Source organism: Flavobacterium sp. N1719 (genome assembly GCF_025947045.1).
In the GTDB taxonomy this organism is placed as follows: Bacteria; Bacteroidota; Bacteroidia; order Flavobacteriales; family Flavobacteriaceae; genus Flavobacterium; species Flavobacterium stagni.
The window spans coordinates 1579787-1596701 of the sequence record NZ_CP109993.1 but is presented as its reverse complement, the minus strand read 5'-3'; the positions used below and the strand labels follow the sequence as shown (position 1 = coordinate 1596701).

Genomic DNA, 16915 nt, shown 5'->3' with positions numbered 1-16915 from the left:
AAAATACTATGAAAATGACAATGAAATGGCTGGGAATTTTCCTCTTTTGTTCGGTGATGCTTCAAGCGCAAACTCCGAAAAAAGCAGCGGCTCAAAAACCAAAAGCAAAAGCAACAACTGCAGCTACTCAGCAAGCCGGACCTAAATTAGCCGACGGAATTTATACTGAAATCGAAACCCCAAAAGGAAAAATGCTTTTGGAATTGTATTACCAAAAAACACCGGTAACTGTTGCTAACTTTATTGCTTTGGCCGAAGGAACCCATCCTTATGTTTCCGAAAATTTAAAAGGAAAAAAATTCTTTGATGGTTTAACCTTTCACCGCGTCATCAAAGACTTTATGATTCAAGGTGGCGACCCTGCTGGTAATGGATCCGGCGGACCCGGTTATGCGTTTAAAGATGAAATTACAGAGGATAAGTTTACAGGACCAGGTATTTTAGCGATGGCTAATGCCGGACCCAAAACAAACGGTTCGCAATTTTTCATTACCCACAAAGAAACTCCATGGTTAAATGGCAAACATACCATTTTTGGAAAAATCATAACCGGTCAAGATGTGGTAAATGCCATTGCTCAAAATGACCCGATGACCAAAGTAACGATTATTCGAAAAGGTGCTGCTGCTAAAGCATTTGACGCAGTAAAAGTATTCAGTGACTACTACGGAGCGATTGCTATGGAAGAGCAAAAAGCAGAAGCCGCTCGCAAAGCTGCCAATGAAGCTGCATTGAAAGAATTTATGGACAAAGGTCAAGTAACGGCAAGCGGTTTACGCTATATCGTAATCCAAGAAGGAACTGGTGAAAAACCTTTAGCGACTAGTAATGTAAAAGTTCACTACACCGGAATGTTGACCGATGGTAAAATATTTGACAGTAGCGTACAACGCGGTCAACCAATTGACTTTGGTTTGAACCAAGTAATTAAAGGTTGGACAGAAGGCGTACAGTTAATGCCCGAAGGATCAAAATATAAATTTTATATTCCCTACCAATTGGCCTACGGCGATCGCGGTGCAGGCGGTGTGATTCCTCCAAAAGCAGATTTAATCTTCGAAGTAGAATTACTGAAAATTAATTCCAAATAATACAAAAGGCTGTCTATTGAAGACAGCCTTTTTTGTTTTATCATTTATCCTTTAAAGCGCCAGATAAAAGAATCCGTGGCGTCATCGATTAATGCTCCTATTTCAACACGAATAATGGCCCCAAACTCAGATTGAAGTGTCAACCAATTGGATTCATTAAAATGATTGGTAACGGAATCAAAATCTTCGGTTTCCCAAGTAGTAAAGGGCAACGATTCAATCACCTCCCCAATAGGTTTACCAATTATCGCTTGACCCAATAAGGTAGCATTGGGATGTGAGGTAATCGCATAACCAAAACGAAGGTCTTCATCGGCATAAAACGTCAATCGCAATTTTTGTTTGTTGTACAAATAAATCATATTGTCGTCTTCATCATGGAACTGACGATCGGGTTCGCCCAACAGATGCTCCACATGAGTCATTTTCATGCCGAAAATCAAATCGGCAATACCGTTTTTAGGATCTATTTTCATGACTTAATAATTAAAAGTGCCATAAGGCGAATGAATGGTTAACTTTTTAGTTGGGGCTGCCTCTATTCGACCCACTTGTTGCGCTTCAATTCCAAATCGGTTGGCAATTGCAATAATGGTTTCAGCGTGTTCTGGTTGAACGTACAATTCCATACGGTGGCCACAGTTGAAAACTTGATACATTTCTTTCCAATCCGTTCCTGACTGTTCTTGAATTAATTGGAACAACGGAGGTACTGGAAATAGATTGTCTTTAATTACGTGGACTTCGTCTACAAAATGCAACACTTTGGTTTGTGCTCCACCACTGCAATGCACCATTCCGTTAATATTTTCTGAACCTAAAGTAGCTAAAATTTCTTTAATAACAGGGGCATATGTGCGTGTAGGTGAAAGCACCAATTTGCCAGCATCAAGTGGCGAACCTTCGACAGCGTCGGTCAACTGTACATTTCCTGAGTAGACTAATTCATTGGGAACCGCCGCATCAAAACTTTCTGGAAATTGCGCAGCCAAGTCATGGGCAAACACATCATGACGCGCGGAAGTTAGTCCGTTACTCCCCATACCGCCATTGTATTCTTTTTCATAAGTCGCTTGGCCATAACTCGCCAATCCGATGATGACATTCCCTGGTTTAATATTGGCATTATCAATAACCTCAGAACGTTTCATTCGAGCGGTAACGGTTGAATCTACAATGATTGTTCGCACCAAATCCCCTACATCAGCGGTTTCACCACCTGTAGAATGAATGGTAACGCCGTGTTGACGGAGATCAGCAATTAATTCCTCCGTTCCGTTTATAATAGCTGCAATTACTTCGCCAGGAATCAAGTTTTTATTACGGCCAATCGTCGAAGACAACATGATATTATCCACGGCACCTACACATAACAAATCATCAATATTCATAATTAAGGCATCTTGGGCAATTCCTTTCCAAACCGAAATATCGCCTGTTGTTTTCCAATACATGTAAGCCAGCGAGGATTTTGTTCCTGCGCCGTCAGCATGCATGATGAGGCAATAATCTTCATCACCGGTTAAATAATCGGGGACAATTTTACAAAATGCTTTGGGGAATAATCCTTTGTCGATGTTCTGAATGGCTTGGTGAACTTCCTCTTTGGAAGCAGATACACCACGCTGATTGTAGCGTTGCGAATGATTTGATTGCATAGTCGTGTTGTTGTGGCACAAAGATACTATTTCTGTTTCAAGTTTCAAGTCAATCCCCAAGTTTCAGAATCTCCATTTATTTAAAATTATAAACAATTAAATGTTCTTTTTCCAAAAAAACAAGGTAGAGCGCCAACTGGAATTGGGTTGTATAATTAAATAAAGAATAAGAAGAATGAGCAAAGGTGAAAAAACGAGTAACCCTATAATATTGACTATTTTCTTTCCTGTAGTTTCACCGTATTTCTTTTCTGTTTCACGGTTGATAAATTGGATTAAAGAAGGTGAAACGTATTGTAAACCAATTGGAGCAACAGTTACATAACCCGGCTGGGGTTCGATAAAATGTTCCGATTCACTGAACGAATACACGGGAAGTTCCTTTTTGGATAAATCCACAAAATAATAGTACAGAAACGTTTCATCCGCATTGGTTGGAAAATAACCACGTGTTGTGTCTTCATTTTTCTTTTCCAATGAAAAAAAGCAGAACGGTTGTTGTACAATATTGAAAGGAAAATTTTTCAAATGATTTATCTGCTGATTCCAAACAAGAAGGGTATTTATATTTATCCTATTTCCATCCAATACATTTGCATAAGCACCTGCAGTTTGAAGAAATTGAATTAGTGTCGGATTAAATTGCTTCTGTAACTCCGTTTCCAAAAGGCGAATCTCCACTTCGGTAAATCCAACATTGGGATTGTCATTGTTTTGTATCCAACGAAATGACGCCATAAAAAGAATAATTGATTTGTGCTTAGTTTACCGTTCAACAACCATGATTTCGACACGGCGGTTACCGTCTTCTTCTTGGGCATTGCGCTCCGGAATTTTATAGATGGGACGCGTTGCACCATATCCTTTAAAAGAAAGACGTTTGCGATCTATCTTATGGGTGATTAAATAACTGTAAACCGCTTTGGCACGGGCTTCAGCAATGTACCCGTATTTATTTTCTGTATCACAACAAATATGACCTTGAATTTCAATTTTTAGGGTCGGATTTTCCTCCATTACACAGAGTAATTCCAACAAAATGGGTTCGCTATTGGGCACGAATTTAGCCGAATGATTTAAAAAATTGATATGTTCTAATTTGATGATATCCCCTTTTTTTGCCAAATTCATTTGTTGCTTGAATGTAGGGCCTACCGTTTTTGGCAGCGGAGTTTCGACTATTTTCTGAGGAATAATTTCTTCATAAATTAATGTCACTCTTCTGTTTTCCTCTTGCTTGGGGGATTGCTTGAAGTCCTCGCCAAATCCGCGAATCTCAATGTTTTTTTTCACCAAAATATTTTGCTTTTGGAGAAAGCGATACACCGTATTCACACGGCGAAGGGCTAAAGTATCATTATAAACATTGGTCCCTTTCCAATCACAAAAGCCAAAAAGTTTGGTGACCTTGTAATTCTTCCCAGAAGCCATCCATGTATTCAACGTTTGAATCGCCTGCGGATTTAAATCGTATTTATCGAAATCAAAATAAAGTTCCACTTTTTGCTGACCCTGCATCACAAGTGAAAACAATATAACCCATAAATTAACTGTTTTTTTCATCAAATGGCATGTTTAATTAAAATTTCCACACGACGATTAGCCGCCTTTTCAGCTTCTGATTTTTCGGGTAAGGGAAATACGGGGTTCGAACTCCCAAATCCTTTATAGCCCAATCGTTTTGAATCAACACCGTTCTGTGTGAGGTATTTGTATATTTTATGCGCTCTGCGAATTGATAATTTCGTGTCGCTGGGATCGGGATTGCAACAAATGTACCCGTGAATTTCGATTTCCAATTTTGGAAAATTTAGCATCACTTCGAGCAATTTGTCCAATAAAGGTTGTGACAATGGTTCAATTTCGTCACTGTTGAACACAAAGTTAAGATTTTTTATTTTGAAAATTGTCCCGACTTTGGATTGCGTAAGTTGGTTTTCCAGTTGATCGGCTTCTTCGGCGATTTGCTCCTCTGGCGTGAGTGTTTCCTGAATTGGGGTGGCAGTTTCTTCTCGTTTTAGAAGAGATGGTTTCACCTCAAGTTCGATAACTTTGGGAAGTATTTCGACTAGTAGCTCGACCCTGCGATTTTGAGCGTGTAAAGGAAATTCCAATTGCCGTTTACCGATGACTTTTTGTGTCGCACTTTCATGCGAAATTGATAAATCATCCAATTTTTGAAGTACCGCATTGATGCGTCGTTGCGCCAAAGCATCATTGTAAGCTACACTTCCACGGGCATCGCAATAGCCCCGAACTTCGATTACTTTGTAATGTGCTAATTGGAAATTAATCACCAATTTCTTTGTATCCTCGAAGGAAATCGAACTTTGGTCCACTTCAAAATAGACAGAAATTGTTCTTTGGGCGGATACAAAATTGAAAAGGAGTAAAAAAAGAAAAAGAATTTTGCGCATTTATTTTTGAGTGATTAAGATTTCTACACGGCGGTTTTGAGCGGCTTCTTCTTCCGATTTTTCGGGAATGGGGAATTTGGGTTTTGAAACGCCAAAGCCTTTGACAGTAATTCGTTCGGGATTTATACCTTCTGAAACCAAAATGCGTTTGATTTGGCGCGCTCGATCCAACGAAAGGTTTTTATAATCCTTACTCACACAACAAATGTGGCCTTGAATTTCGATATGCAACTTTGGATTATTGAACAACACATTCACCAATTGATCCACAGAATTTTTAGACGAAGGCATCACTGCAAAAGTATTGACATAAAAATTGATGTCCTTTAACCGAATTAAAGTGCCTACGCGTGCCAACTGAATTTTTTGCTCTAACGTTGCATTTTCAGGGAAATGCATGGCTTCTTCTTCAATAATTTCAGGTTCGGCGGGTTTAACTGGCTCGGCAGGTTGTATGCCTAAAATTTCATTTTCACGGGCAAAATCTTTGGGCTGAATAAACAAAATAGTCGCTCTGCGATTTTCTGCTTTGTTTTTGGATTGGGTAAAATTTTCACCAAAACTATGGGCTTTGTAATCTTCTCGAGTGGCGACTTTTCCTTGCACTTGTTTAAAAATAAAATCAACGCGCTTACGCGAAAGGGTATCGTTGTAACCGCTCGAACCGTCTTCATCGGTATAGCCTTGAATGGCTAATATTTTAACTTCTTTATGGGTTTGAATCCATTCGTTCAGTTTTTGGGTTTCTTTGGGATTGGTTTCAAATTTCCCACTATCAAAAAAAACGACAAATTGTTCTTGTGCTTGAAGGGTACATCCCAAAAGTAATCCGAGGAAGAGTAAAAGTTTTCGCATATTCATGTAACGAAAATAGGTAAATTTTAGTGTTTTAAAATGAAAAAACCCACTATTTCTAGCGGGTTTTGTTTATTGATACGTTGAAGTATTAGCGTGTAAACAACAATTCACGGTATTTGGTCAACGTCCACATTTCGTCATCAACAAGCAACTCTAATTTATCGCAATGTTCACGAATGATATCGAAATACGGTTTTACTTTATCGCAATACGCTTCCGCTTGTTTTTCAGCAGTTGCCAAGTTATTGGCTTTTTTGCGTTCTTCAATCATTGCATCCACATTACTGTTGATGGCTTCGATATGTGACGAAATTTCTTTGATTAAGGAAATTTGCTCTTTGGCAATTTTTTCGAAGTCTTTTCCAAAGATTTCTTTCAAACCGCGTACGTTTTCAATCAATGTATTTTGGTAACGAATCGCCGTTGGAATCACGTGATTACGAGCAATGTCCCCCAACACACGACCTTCAATTTGGATTTTTTTCGTGTATTCTTCCAATTCGATTTCGTAGCGCGCTTCAACCTCAACATGGTTCATGATGCTTAATTCTTCAAACAACTTCACCGCCTCTTTAGAAACTTTCGCTTTCAATGCTTTCGGAGTCGTTTTATGATTGCTCAAACCGCGTTTTTTTGCTTCTTTTTCCCAAGCTTCGCTGTAACCATCTCCTTCGAAAAGAATGTTTTTGGTTTCTTTGATGTATTCCCGCAACACATTGAAAATAGCTTCGTCTTTTTTCAATCCTTTTTTCTCAATCAAAGCATCCACTTCAACTTTGAAATCTTTCAATTGTTTCGCTACAATTGAATTTAATGTTGTCATCGCATTGGCACAGTTAGCTGACGAACCTACTGCACGGAACTCAAATTTATTTCCAGTAAAAGCAAAAGGCGATGTACGGTTACGATCGGTGTTGTCTAACAATACATCTGGAATTTTACCTACCACATTCAATTTTAAATCGGTTTTTTCTTCAGGAGAAAGTTTTCCATTAGTAACCCCTTCTAATTCTGCCAAAACTTTGGTCAATTGTTGTCCAATGAATACGGAAATAATAGCGGGTGGCGCTTCATTGGCTCCCAAACGGTGATCATTGCTCGCTGAAGCAATTGAAGCACGCAACAACTCTTCATAACGGTATACCGCTTTGATTGTATTGATGAAAAATGTCAAGAACTGTAAGTTGCTCATTGGCGTTTTACCAGGTGCTAACAAATTGATACCCGTATCCGTTGCCATGGACCAGTTGTTGTGCTTTCCTGAACCGTTGACACCTTTAAAAGGTTTTTCGTGCATCAACACTTTGAAGTCGTGACGTTCCGCCACTTTATACATCACATCCATCAACAATGAGTTGTGGTCCACCGCCAAGTTGGTTTCTTCAAAAATTGGTGCCAACTCAAACTGATTCGGAGCAACTTCGTTATGACGGGTTTTTACAGGAATTCCTAATAACATACATTCGTTTTCCAAATCACGCATGTAGTTCAATACTCGCGTAGGAATCGAACCAAAATAGTGGTCTTCCAATTGTTGTCCTTTGGCAGAAGCATGTCCTAACAACGTTCTTCCCGTCAGCGTAATGTCTGGACGTGAAGCAGCTAAAGCGGCATCTACTAAGAAATATTCTTGTTCCCAACCCAATGTTGGGGTTACTTTTTTTACATTTTTATCAAAATATTTTGCCACATCGGTAGCGGCTTCATCAATCGCATTCAACGCACGTAACAAAGGCGTTTTATTATCTAACGCTTCACCTGTATACGACACAAAAACGGTAGGAATACACAATGTTGTTCCGTAGATGAAAGCCGGTGAAGTGGGATCCCAAGCGGTATAACCACGTGCTTCAAAGGTATTTCGAATTCCACCATTCGGAAATGAAGAGGCATCCGGTTCTTGTTGCACCAATTGACTGCCACCAAATTTTTCTACAGGATCGCTCCCGTCAAAAGAGGTTTCAAAGAACGCATCGTGTTTTTCAGCAGTTGTCCCTGTTAAAGGCTGAAACCAGTGGGTGTAGTGGGTAACACCTTTTGTCAACGCCCATTCTTTCATGCCCATGGCGATATAATCAGCCAACTTACGGTCGATTTTCGTTCCGTACTGGACAGCACCTTTTACGGCTTTATAAGCTTCAGGCGTCAAGAACTGGCGCATCGCTTTATCGTTGAATACATTGGAACCGAAAATAGCCGACTTTTTATCGAGCTCGTCCACTTTTACCGGTTTACGATTACCGGCTGCTTGTAATGCTTGAAAACGCAATGTTGACATAAAAATGTGTTTTAAAATAGTTATACCCTAAATTTTATGATGCAAATATAATAATATTTGACATTAATTTTAAACATACCCTATTTTTTTAGGGGTCATTTTACGATTATTTAATATTGAAATAAAAATTGACGTTGTTTTGGGGGGATTGGGAAAGAATTATCTTTGTAAAAAAAACAAGCATGACCGTCTGGATACTTTTTTTTGCATTAGTCATTGGAATTCTAGCTTTGGATTTGGGTGTGTTTAATAAAACGCCCCATATCATTAGTTCGAAAGAAGCGGGAAAATGGACGGCGCTTTGGGCTTCTCTTGCTTTTGCTTTTTCAGGGGTTATTTATTGGCTTTATGGTACCGATTATATAGGTAATCCGACGTCCCTTTCGCAGTCGACTGCCGCTATGAAGTTCATTACAGGTTATCTGATTGAAGTTTCACTAAGTATCGATAACATTTTTGTGATTGCGGTAATTTTTGCTTCCTTTAAAATTCCGCAAAAATACCAACACCGTGTTTTGTTTTGGGGAATTTTGGGTGCAATTGTATTTCGTGGTTTGATGATTGGATTTGGAGTAACCATTATCCATCAATTTGCTTGGACTACGTATCTTTTTGGAGGCTTCTTGATTTTTACGGCTTTCAAAATGTTATTTTCTAAAGAAGAAGATGAATTTGACCCCAAACATTCTACGGTCTATAAATTGATTGGTAAAATCATCCCGATTACTTCTGAACATGATAAAGAACGCTTTTTTATCACTGCCCATAATGGTAAAAAAGCAGCAACACCTTTATTCGTGGCATTAATGATTATTGAAGTCATGGATGTTTTATTTGCTGTAGATAGTGTACCTGCTATTTTGTCGATTACTTCTGATCCATTTTTGGTCTTTAGTTCGAATATTTTTGCCATTCTTGGTTTACGTTCCATGTACTTTTTCTTGGCAAATATGTTGGAAAAATTCAGTCATTTGGAATACAGTTTAATAATCATCCTCACCTTTGTGGGTGTTAAAATGATTGCTCATGATTATATTCATATTCCAGAATGGGCTTCTCTATGTTTTATAGTGGCATGCCTTGCGGGCGGTGTGATTTTTTCGCTATGGCTTGCCAAAAAGGAGGAACAATCACTTCCATCACGTGATGAGGAATAAAAAAAGGCCATCTTCACAGATGACCTTAAACTAACCAAAACAAACTATAGACTATTAATTAACCTCTATTTTTATAATATTTTTTGAACGGTGGGTTTTCCAAAAGTGGCCACCACATGTTCATAATCTTCATAAGCACTTTTATCTTTGGAGGGTGCATGCTTTGCAAAATAACCCGGTACAATTACAATTCTGAATACTTGATTGGTTCTATAATTTGGAGATACACCTGCCAAATCAAATCCGTGCATAAATAGATTGACATCGTATTGCGTGAAATCAAAATCGTATCCAAAGTCTAATGTTCCATCAGGAAAATAATAGGTTTCGGGTTGCAATTTCCACACATCTGTTCCTGAAACCACTCCAGATAATCGGTAGACTAAAACCATATCTGAACTGTAAATCACATGCGGTAATGTCACCAAAGAACTAAAATTATTACCTGTGCTAAAAGAACGTGTTACTTCATAGACTTCACTGATCGTATCATTATCGACGGTATTGTCTCTAACTTCGTTGACCGTGCAACTTTGTAAGCTTATCATCCCGATAAAGGCAAACAATAATGTAATTTTTTTCATAGGATTTCAATTTAAAATTAAACGATTGATGATAATTTCCAGTAACCAATAGTCGTGCCAAAAAAATCACTCGTCAAAATTTAAAATCAAAAATCGCTGAAAACCAATAGCATAGAATAAAAAAAAGCTCCATAAATTTGGAGCTTTCAATTATTGTTTACTTATTTTCTTTTGAAGTATACCGTAGTCGGTTTTAATTTTAACCACATAAACTCCTGTAGCCAATCCCGAAATATCATTGGACTGGGCCACTCGTTTTCCGACTAAATCAAAAACTTCAATAGATTGAACAGTTTCTTGCGATATGCCTTGAATTGAAAATGATCCTGAAGTTGGATTGGGTACTAAACGTATTTGCACCGCATCAAATTCACCCAGATTTAACATCGCAAAAGGATAACAATCCGAAAGAGAAACACAACCGTTGGTGGTTAATTGTACGGCATAATTCCCGGGCATTTGCGGAGTAAAGACTTGATTATTTGCACCCGGTACTGGAGCATTGTTCGCATCACAATCTACCCATTGGTAAGTTGTTCCTGGAGCATTTCGAACCGCAGTTAAATCAGTTGACGTCACTGTAACTTCGTTGGTGAATATATTTTGAGAATCGGTTACATTTACCGGAATAGTTATCGTGTCGACTTGATCGGGATCGCAGAATTGGTTGGTAATCGTTAAAGTGACCATTTTTACACCGGGGCAAGTGTAGGTGTGCGCCGGACTTTTAACGCTACTGTGGGGTGACCCATCACCAAAATCCCAATCGGATACATCATAATTGGAACTACCATTGATAAAATTCACAACAGCCCCTGGTGTCGCAGGATTATAATCGGGTTGTAGTGGAAAATACGCAAATGCAGCTTGTGGTGTTAAACAACGTTGATAATCCATAAAGGTTACAGCAGTGGGCGTCCAAACTGAATTAACCAAATTACCAGTGACATCTAAAACTGGAATTTTATACGCAGGATCAAACCATTGGTAGGATACCGTGGTCTGACTTGTCGTTTGTGGTGTACCGTTGTACGTAATGGTTGTATTTTGAACCAATGTGGATTTTAACTTTAAAACATTTGAAAATGTCCCAAAGGGTGTAACTAATGTTCCCCATCCTTCAACAAGATTGGTGCGCTGACCTGTTGAAACAATTTGTACGGGCACTCCCAATGAAGTTAAATCGGTATTGATAGCATAAGGATTAGTTGCTGTTGAACCGAATGTCATCGGAAATTGATAAATATCATCCGGATCTGAATACGAAACAACTAAAGGCAATGTTGAACCATTCACGGTAACTTGTGCGCCAATCATTTTATTTTGCAACCCGGAAGTTGTTTTATTCAAATGATCGACTACATTGGTCAACCCCATTCCTTGAATTACCAATCCTTCTGTCAATTGGGTAGCTAAATTAAAATTGTTGTTAAACTGCGTATTACAATTGAACAAATAAAAATTCAACAAGCACCAAGTAGTCTTATACCCACTATTATTCGGATTACTCCAAGCTCTTGATTCCTGTGTATCGGGCACTAACGCACTGTAATCCCAAGAATAGTTGGAACCCGTTACGGAATAATCCAATTGCAAAGCTGCTGGTGTTGGCGTTGTAATAAAAAAGGAATCGCCTACAGCTGCAAAATTTGAAGCCGTGTAAGTAGCTTGACCAAATACATTGATAACGAAACCAAGACTTAATAACACTGGTATAATTTTCTTCATAAAACCAAAACTTTGCCCAAAGATAAAAAACCTTTTGGAATAGTAGTAATTCTACATAACTCATTGAAAGTAAATCATTTCCTACTAGTTCGTATGATAATTATCATTTTATACCTAGCGGCTACTTTCTAATTTTACCCTATTAACATTAGGTAGCAAAAAAATGGACAAATCAAAAATTTTAACAGAAATTGCGGCGGCATTACAAGAACATATCCGCCACATTGAGGCCTCAGTTACTCGGTACAAGCTGGCCTCAGACATCGATGACGATGACACAATGGATCCAGAAGACTTATCGCGGCAAGCAGAAGCCAGTGAAATGCAATTGCGCTTTGAGCAACTTTTATTACAAGCTAAAGAACAAGAGTTTTTCATCATGGATCACGATGATGAAAATCATGATTCAATTGTTCCAGGAGCTTTGATCGAAACCGATTCACACTATATTTATATAGGGATTTCAGTACCTTCATTTCAGTTGGAAGATAAAACAGTACTCACAATTAGTGAAAAAGCACCCGCTTATTTGGCAATGCACGGTAAAAAACCAGGAGATACGTTGGAGTTAGGTGAACATTATTATAAAATAATATCCATAATGTAATTAAAGATCCTTAATTGGGATATAAATAAGCTCTTCTGAATCAGGGGAGCTTTTTTTATACTTTTCCCCTAACACCTCGAACTGCGGACGGTTTTCCCATTGTAAATTGGCTTTTGGAAGAAATTCGGTGAAAATGGAATTAAAAAAATCAGCTGCATCTGAACCATCACCACGATACGTAAATACAGCATAACGCCCACCAGGAATAATCAATTTCTGCATACCTTCAGGAATAGATGTAAAGGCATTTACTTCTAAAGCCGCCCATTTCTCAAAAACCGCTTCGGATGAAAAATTATAGTGCAACGGATTCACTTGCACATGAAATAAATCGGTAGATTCTGAATTTTCAATTTCGTTTCGCCGTGGCATAAACGATTGCCAAAGTTCGCTCACTTGATAATCCAAAAAAGACATGGAACGTGAAATACCAACCAATTTCTTTTCGGGCAGTTGTATGATCTCAGGTTGCATTATTTTCGTTTATCGAAAAAAACTTTTACTCCGCGAAAAGCACTGAAAGCAAATAAAGCATATAAAACCAAACCTGCGATGACCACATAATGGCCATTGGATGATCCTTTTGATTCTAAATAATTAAAATAGGTAATTCCTAAATAAAAAAGGTAAGCGGTTCCAAGAATTGCAATTCCCAACATCAAACGCATGGCCCAAAGTTTTTCATTTTTCCCATGGTAAGCAATATAACCGACCACAACCATCATAACCAGTATAGCTAATTTGGGTAAATCGGCTTCTATTGGTAAAACATAAAAAGCTACCAACGGCACCAACAGCATCGTATGCACCATTAAGTATGCAAAAGACAACACATCCATGCCCATGGGTCGGTTTTCTTTTAAGTACGCTTTAATCGCAACACGCACTTCCTCCTCTGAAAAACCATCCCGTACCAAAAACCGAATCGTGTTGGTGTAGGTATAATTTTTGGAAAGATAATGTGCTACTTCTTGGTGTAAATCCTTTTGCATTTTGTAAAATTATAAAAAAACAGACAGGCAATTTACCTGTCTTTTGGTATTTAACAGCTGTTTTACATATTACGTCGGTACTGCCCACCTACTTCAAACAACCCTGAAGTAATTTGCCCTAACGAACAATATTTGGCAGCTTCCATTAATAAATCAAACATATTACGGTTATTCACAGCAGCTTCCTGAACTTGAGCAATCAATTCGGTTACTTTGACTCCATGTGCGCCATGTAAATTTTCTAAGGTTTGTATTTGCAACTGCTTTTCTTCTTCTGTAGCACGAATGACCTCAGCAGGTAAAACCGTTGGCGAACCTTTCGAACTCAAAAACGTATTCACCCCAATAATTGGATATTCACCTGTATGTTTCAAGGTTTCGTAATACAAACTCTCTTCTTGAATTTTACTGCGTTGGTACATGGTTTCCATAGCACCCAACACTCCACCACGTTCGGTAATGCGATCAAATTCTGCCAATACGGCTTCTTCAACCAAATCGGTTAATTCTTCAATGATAAACGAACCTTGAATCGGATTTTCGTTTTTCGCCAATCCCAATTCTTTATTGATAATCAACTGAATCGCCATGGCACGACGAACCGATTCTTCGGTTGGTGTCGTAATCGCTTCATCATAAGCATTGGTATGCAAGGAGTTACAGTTGTCGTAAATCGCATACAAAGCTTGTAAGGTCGTACGGATATCATTAAAGTCAATTTCCTGTGCGTGTAATGAACGCCCTGATGTTTGAATATGGTACTTCAACATTTGTGCGCGTTCGTTGGCACCGTATTTGAATTTTAAGGCTTTCGCCCAAATTTTACGCGCTACACGTCCAATCACTGCATATTCTGGATCGATACCGTTGGAGAAGAAAAACGACAGGTTCGGACCGAAGTCGTTGATATTCATACCACGGCTCAAGTAGTATTCTACATACGTAAATCCATTCGCCAACGTAAAGGCCAATTGCGTGATAGGATTCGCACCTGCTTCAGCAATATGATAACCCGAAATGGATACCGAATAGAAATTACGCACGTTTTTCTGAATGAAATATTCTTGAACATCTCCCATCAAACGCAAGGCAAACTCGGTAGAGAAAATACAGGTGTTTTGCGCTTGGTCTTCTTTTAAAATATCGGCTTGAACGGTACCTCGAACTTGCGATAACGTTTGTGCCTTGATGGTTGCATAAACTTCGGCATCCAAAATTTGGTCGCCTGTAACGCCCAACATCAATAAGCCCAAGCCATTATTTCCTTCCGGTAAAGCACTTCCTTTTTCAGGATGAAAAGGATTATAGGCTTTCCCATCTGCACAGATATATTGTGGACGACCTACACCTTTGGCATCATACAATTCTTTTAAACGGGCTTCTACCAAATGTTCCAATCCGTTTTCACGAATGTATTTTTCACAATTTTGGTCGATGGCAGCATTCAAAAAGAATCCCAATAACATCGGTGCCGGACCGTTAATCGTCATCGATACCGAAGTTGCAGGATGACTCAAATCAAAGCCGGAATATAATTTTTTAGCATCGTCCAAACAGCAAATCGAAACTCCAGCATTTCCGATTTTTCCATAAATATCAGGTCGGTGATCAGGATCATTTCCGTATAAAGTAACCGAGTCGAAAGCAGTAGACAAGCGTTTTGCAGGCATACCCAAACTCACATAATGAAAACGACGGTTGGTACGCTCAGGTCCGCCTTCACCCGCAAACATACGGGTTGGATCCTCGCCCTCGCGTTTGAACGGATACAATCCAGAAGCAAATGGGAATTCACCTGGAACATTTTCCTGCAAACACCAACGTAGTAAGTCACCCCATGCTTGGTATTTGGGCAACGCTACTTTTGGGATTTGCGAATGGGACAAACTTTCGGTATGCGTTTGGATTTTAATTTCCTTATCACGCACCATAAAGCTGTACACTGGATTTTTATATTTATTGACTTTTTCTTCCCATGACAACAAAACTTCCCAGTTGTAGGGATCTAAGTTCATTTTTACACGATCAAATTCTTTGACCAATAAATTGACCAATTGTTGCGCGTCATCAGCTGTAGGAACAGTGATGTCAAGACCCGACTTGGTCATCACTGGTGCTTTACCACTTACCGATTCAATGGTTTTGTAGATCCCATATAATTTTTGGGCAACTTCAACTTGAACTGAAACGGTCTGATCGTAACCGCGGTTGTTCTCTGCAATTTCAGATAGATAACGCGTACGGTGTGGTGGAATCACATAGACTTTCTCACTCATTTCACGCGTAATCGCAAAGGTTGAATGCAAATCGGATCCCGTTTTCTCCACTATTTTATCCATTATGGACTTGTACAACGCGTTCATTCCAGGATCGTTGAATTGAGAAGCAATGGTACCAAAAACAGGCATGGTTTCAGGATCGACATCCCATAAATTGTGGTTGCGTTGGTATTGTTTTTTGACATCGCGAATGGCGTCCAAAGCCCCGCGTTTGTCAAATTTATTAAGAGCTACTAAGTCGGCAAAATCCAACATATCGATTTTCTCCAATTGTGTGGCCGCTCCGAATTCAGGTGTCATTACATACAAAGAAACATCGGAATGGTCTAAAATTTCAGTATCACTTTGTCCAATACCCGAAGTTTCTAAAATAATCAAATCATAACGTGCCGCTTTCAGTACTTCGATCGCTTCAGCCACATATTTGGACAAGGCCAAATTCGATTGACGAGTTGCTAGGGAACGCATATAAACTCGAGGGTTATTGATCGCATTCATACGAATACGGTCACCCAAAAGTGCGCCACCCGTTTTACGTTTGGACGGGTCAACTGAAATCAATCCAATTGTTTTTTCAGGAAAGTCAATCAGAAAACGACGCACGAGTTCGTCCACTAGTGACGACTTCCCTGCCCCTCCAGTTCCGGTAATCCCAAGCACCGGAATCGCAATTTCTTTATTTTTATCGTGAATCGTATCCAAAGCTGCTTTTGCCACTTCCGGATAATTTTCGGCTGCAGAAATCACTCGAGCAATGGCGCGCGGATTTTTGACTTCCAAATGATTGATTTCACCATTTAAGGTATCGCCCACTGGAAAATCGGAACGCTGTACCAAATCATTAATCATCCCTTGCAAACCTAAAGCACGACCGTCATCAGGTGAATAAATGCGTGTAATTCCGTAGGCTTGCAATTCGGCAATTTCTTCGGGTAAAATTACTCCGCCACCGCCACCAAAAATTTTGATATGACCGGCCCCTTTTTCTTGCAACAAATCGTACATGTATTTGAAATACTCATTGTGTCCCCCTTGATAGGAAGTCATCGCAATGGCATTCGCATCTTCTTGAATGGCCGTATTTACTACTTCTTCAACACTTCGGTCATGACCAAGATGAATCACTTCACAACCAGTGGCTTGAATGATTCGACGCATAATATTGATTGAAGCATCGTGACCGTCAAACAATGACGCAGCCGTAACAATTCTTACTTTATTTTTAGGAATATAGGGTTGAACTTGTTCCATTTTTAAAATTAAAAG

At 39.1% G+C, this 16915-nt stretch carries 15 protein-coding genes; 3 read left to right on the top strand and 12 right to left on the bottom strand.

Translation table 11 applies throughout. The features are described 5' to 3' along the window. The first annotated feature begins 8 nt into the window (after positions 1 to 8). Positions 9 to 1091, top strand: coding sequence for a peptidylprolyl isomerase (locus tag OLM45_RS06800; protein ID WP_264509256.1), 1083 nt, complete (start codon positions 9 to 11; stop codon positions 1089 to 1091). 44 nt (positions 1092 to 1135) lie between these two features. Here OLM45_RS06800 and OLM45_RS06795 read toward each other — a convergent pair whose 3' ends face one another. The 7 genes from OLM45_RS06795 to OLM45_RS06765 all read right to left on the bottom strand — a co-directional run bounded on the left by OLM45_RS06795 (position 1136) and on the right by OLM45_RS06765 (position 8302). Then, positions 1136 to 1567, bottom strand: a complete 432-nt coding sequence (locus OLM45_RS06795; protein ID WP_264509255.1) for a hypothetical protein — start codon at positions 1565 to 1567, stop codon at positions 1136 to 1138. Positions 1568 to 1570: 3 nt separating this feature from the next. Beyond that, positions 1571 to 2749 carry an AIR synthase related protein gene (locus OLM45_RS06790; protein WP_264509254.1) on the bottom strand — a complete coding sequence of 393 codons (1179 nt, stop codon included), beginning with the start codon at positions 2747 to 2749 and terminating at the stop codon, positions 1571 to 1573. 96 nt (positions 2750 to 2845) lie between these two features. Continuing rightward, complete coding sequence (locus tag OLM45_RS06785; protein WP_264509252.1) at positions 2846 to 3487, bottom strand: hypothetical protein; 642 nt, start codon at positions 3485 to 3487, stop codon at positions 2846 to 2848. 27 nt (positions 3488 to 3514) lie between these two features. Next, a complete protein-coding gene (locus tag OLM45_RS06780) occupies positions 3515 to 4312 on the bottom strand; it encodes an OmpA family protein (RefSeq protein ID WP_264509251.1) in 798 nt (265 codons plus the stop codon). Then, positions 4312 to 5166: an OmpA family protein gene (locus OLM45_RS06775; RefSeq protein ID WP_264509249.1), complete on the bottom strand. Its 855-nt coding sequence runs from the start codon at positions 5164 to 5166 to the stop codon at positions 4312 to 4314. Before OLM45_RS06775 ends, OLM45_RS06780 begins: the two co-directional genes overlap by 1 nt. Next, entirely contained in the window at positions 5167 to 6027 is an 861-nt protein-coding gene (locus OLM45_RS06770) for an OmpA family protein (RefSeq protein WP_264509248.1), read from the bottom strand. Positions 6028 to 6112: 85 nt separating this feature from the next. After that, positions 6113 to 8302, bottom strand: coding sequence for a glutamine synthetase III (locus OLM45_RS06765; RefSeq protein WP_264509247.1), 2190 nt, complete (start codon positions 8300 to 8302; stop codon positions 6113 to 6115). Positions 8303 to 8484: 182 nt separating this feature from the next. Between OLM45_RS06765 and OLM45_RS06760 the strand changes: the two genes are divergently transcribed. Further along, entirely contained in the window at positions 8485 to 9459 is a 975-nt protein-coding gene (locus tag OLM45_RS06760; protein WP_129460723.1) for a TerC family protein, read from the top strand. 71 nt (positions 9460 to 9530) lie between these two features. Here the strand turns inward: OLM45_RS06760 and OLM45_RS06755 are convergent, their stop codons facing one another. Together OLM45_RS06755 and OLM45_RS06750 are read right to left on the bottom strand one after the other, a co-directional pair. Beyond that, complete coding sequence (locus OLM45_RS06755; RefSeq protein ID WP_264509246.1) at positions 9531 to 10043, bottom strand: hypothetical protein; 513 nt, start codon at positions 10041 to 10043, stop codon at positions 9531 to 9533. Positions 10044 to 10193: 150 nt separating this feature from the next. Further along, positions 10194 to 11771, bottom strand: a complete 1578-nt coding sequence (locus tag OLM45_RS06750; protein WP_264509245.1) for a PKD domain-containing protein — start codon at positions 11769 to 11771, stop codon at positions 10194 to 10196. A gap of 163 nt (positions 11772 to 11934) precedes the next feature. Here OLM45_RS06750 and OLM45_RS06745 point away from each other — a divergent pair, with 163 nt between their 5' ends. Next, positions 11935 to 12378 carry a hypothetical protein gene (locus OLM45_RS06745; protein ID WP_264509244.1) on the top strand — a complete coding sequence of 148 codons (444 nt, stop codon included), beginning with the start codon at positions 11935 to 11937 and terminating at the stop codon, positions 12376 to 12378. Here the strand turns inward: OLM45_RS06745 and OLM45_RS06740 are convergent, their stop codons facing one another. The 3 genes from OLM45_RS06740 to OLM45_RS06730 form a co-directional block, all read right to left on the bottom strand. Next, the gene (locus OLM45_RS06740; protein ID WP_264509243.1) at positions 12379 to 12852 is read right to left on the bottom strand and encodes a GyrI-like domain-containing protein; all 474 of its coding nucleotides are present in this window, start codon (positions 12850 to 12852) and stop codon (positions 12379 to 12381) included. Further along, positions 12852 to 13370, bottom strand: coding sequence for a hypothetical protein (locus OLM45_RS06735; protein WP_264509241.1), 519 nt, complete (start codon positions 13368 to 13370; stop codon positions 12852 to 12854). The genes OLM45_RS06740 and OLM45_RS06735 overlap by 1 nt, the downstream gene beginning before the upstream one ends. Positions 13371 to 13432: 62 nt before the next feature. Beyond that, a complete protein-coding gene (locus OLM45_RS06730) occupies positions 13433 to 16900 on the bottom strand; it encodes a methylmalonyl-CoA mutase family protein (protein ID WP_264509239.1) in 3468 nt (1155 codons plus the stop codon). Between the last annotated feature and the right edge of the window lie 15 nt (positions 16901 to 16915).

Bases quoted from the DNA above. Each gene is read 5' to 3' on its own strand.
- OLM45_RS06795 (WP_264509255.1), bottom strand. From the start codon at position 1,567: ATGAAAATAGATCCTAAAAACGGTATTGCCGATTTGATTTTCGGCATG.
- OLM45_RS06765 (WP_264509247.1), bottom strand. From the start codon at position 8,302: ATGTCAACATTGCGTTTTCAAGCATTACAAGCAGCCGGTAATCGTAAA.
- OLM45_RS06790 (WP_264509254.1), bottom strand. From the start codon at position 2,749: ATGCAATCAAATCATTCGCAACGCTACAATCAGCGTGGTGTATCTGCT.
- OLM45_RS06745 (WP_264509244.1), top strand. From the start codon at position 11,935: ATGGACAAATCAAAAATTTTAACAGAAATTGCGGCGGCATTACAAGAA.
- OLM45_RS06775 (WP_264509249.1), bottom strand. From the start codon at position 5,166: ATGCGCAAAATTCTTTTTCTTTTTTTACTCCTTTTCAATTTTGTATCC.
- OLM45_RS06780 (WP_264509251.1), bottom strand. From the start codon at position 4,312: ATGAAAAAAACAGTTAATTTATGGGTTATATTGTTTTCACTTGTGATG.
- OLM45_RS06755 (WP_264509246.1), bottom strand. From the start codon at position 10,043: ATGAAAAAAATTACATTATTGTTTGCCTTTATCGGGATGATAAGCTTA.
- OLM45_RS06785 (WP_264509252.1), bottom strand. From the start codon at position 3,487: ATGGCGTCATTTCGTTGGATACAAAACAATGACAATCCCAATGTTGGA.
- OLM45_RS06750 (WP_264509245.1), bottom strand. From the start codon at position 11,771: ATGAAGAAAATTATACCAGTGTTATTAAGTCTTGGTTTCGTTATCAAT.
- OLM45_RS06770 (WP_264509248.1), bottom strand. From the start codon at position 6,027: ATGAATATGCGAAAACTTTTACTCTTCCTCGGATTACTTTTGGGATGT.
- OLM45_RS06740 (WP_264509243.1), bottom strand. From the start codon at position 12,852: ATGCAACCTGAGATCATACAACTGCCCGAAAAGAAATTGGTTGGTATT.
- OLM45_RS06730 (WP_264509239.1), bottom strand. From the start codon at position 16,900: ATGGAACAAGTTCAACCCTATATTCCTAAAAATAAAGTAAGAATTGTT.
- OLM45_RS06800 (WP_264509256.1), top strand. From the start codon at position 9: ATGAAAATGACAATGAAATGGCTGGGAATTTTCCTCTTTTGTTCGGTG.
- OLM45_RS06760 (WP_129460723.1), top strand. From the start codon at position 8,485: ATGACCGTCTGGATACTTTTTTTTGCATTAGTCATTGGAATTCTAGCT.
- OLM45_RS06735 (WP_264509241.1), bottom strand. From the start codon at position 13,370: ATGCAAAAGGATTTACACCAAGAAGTAGCACATTATCTTTCCAAAAAT.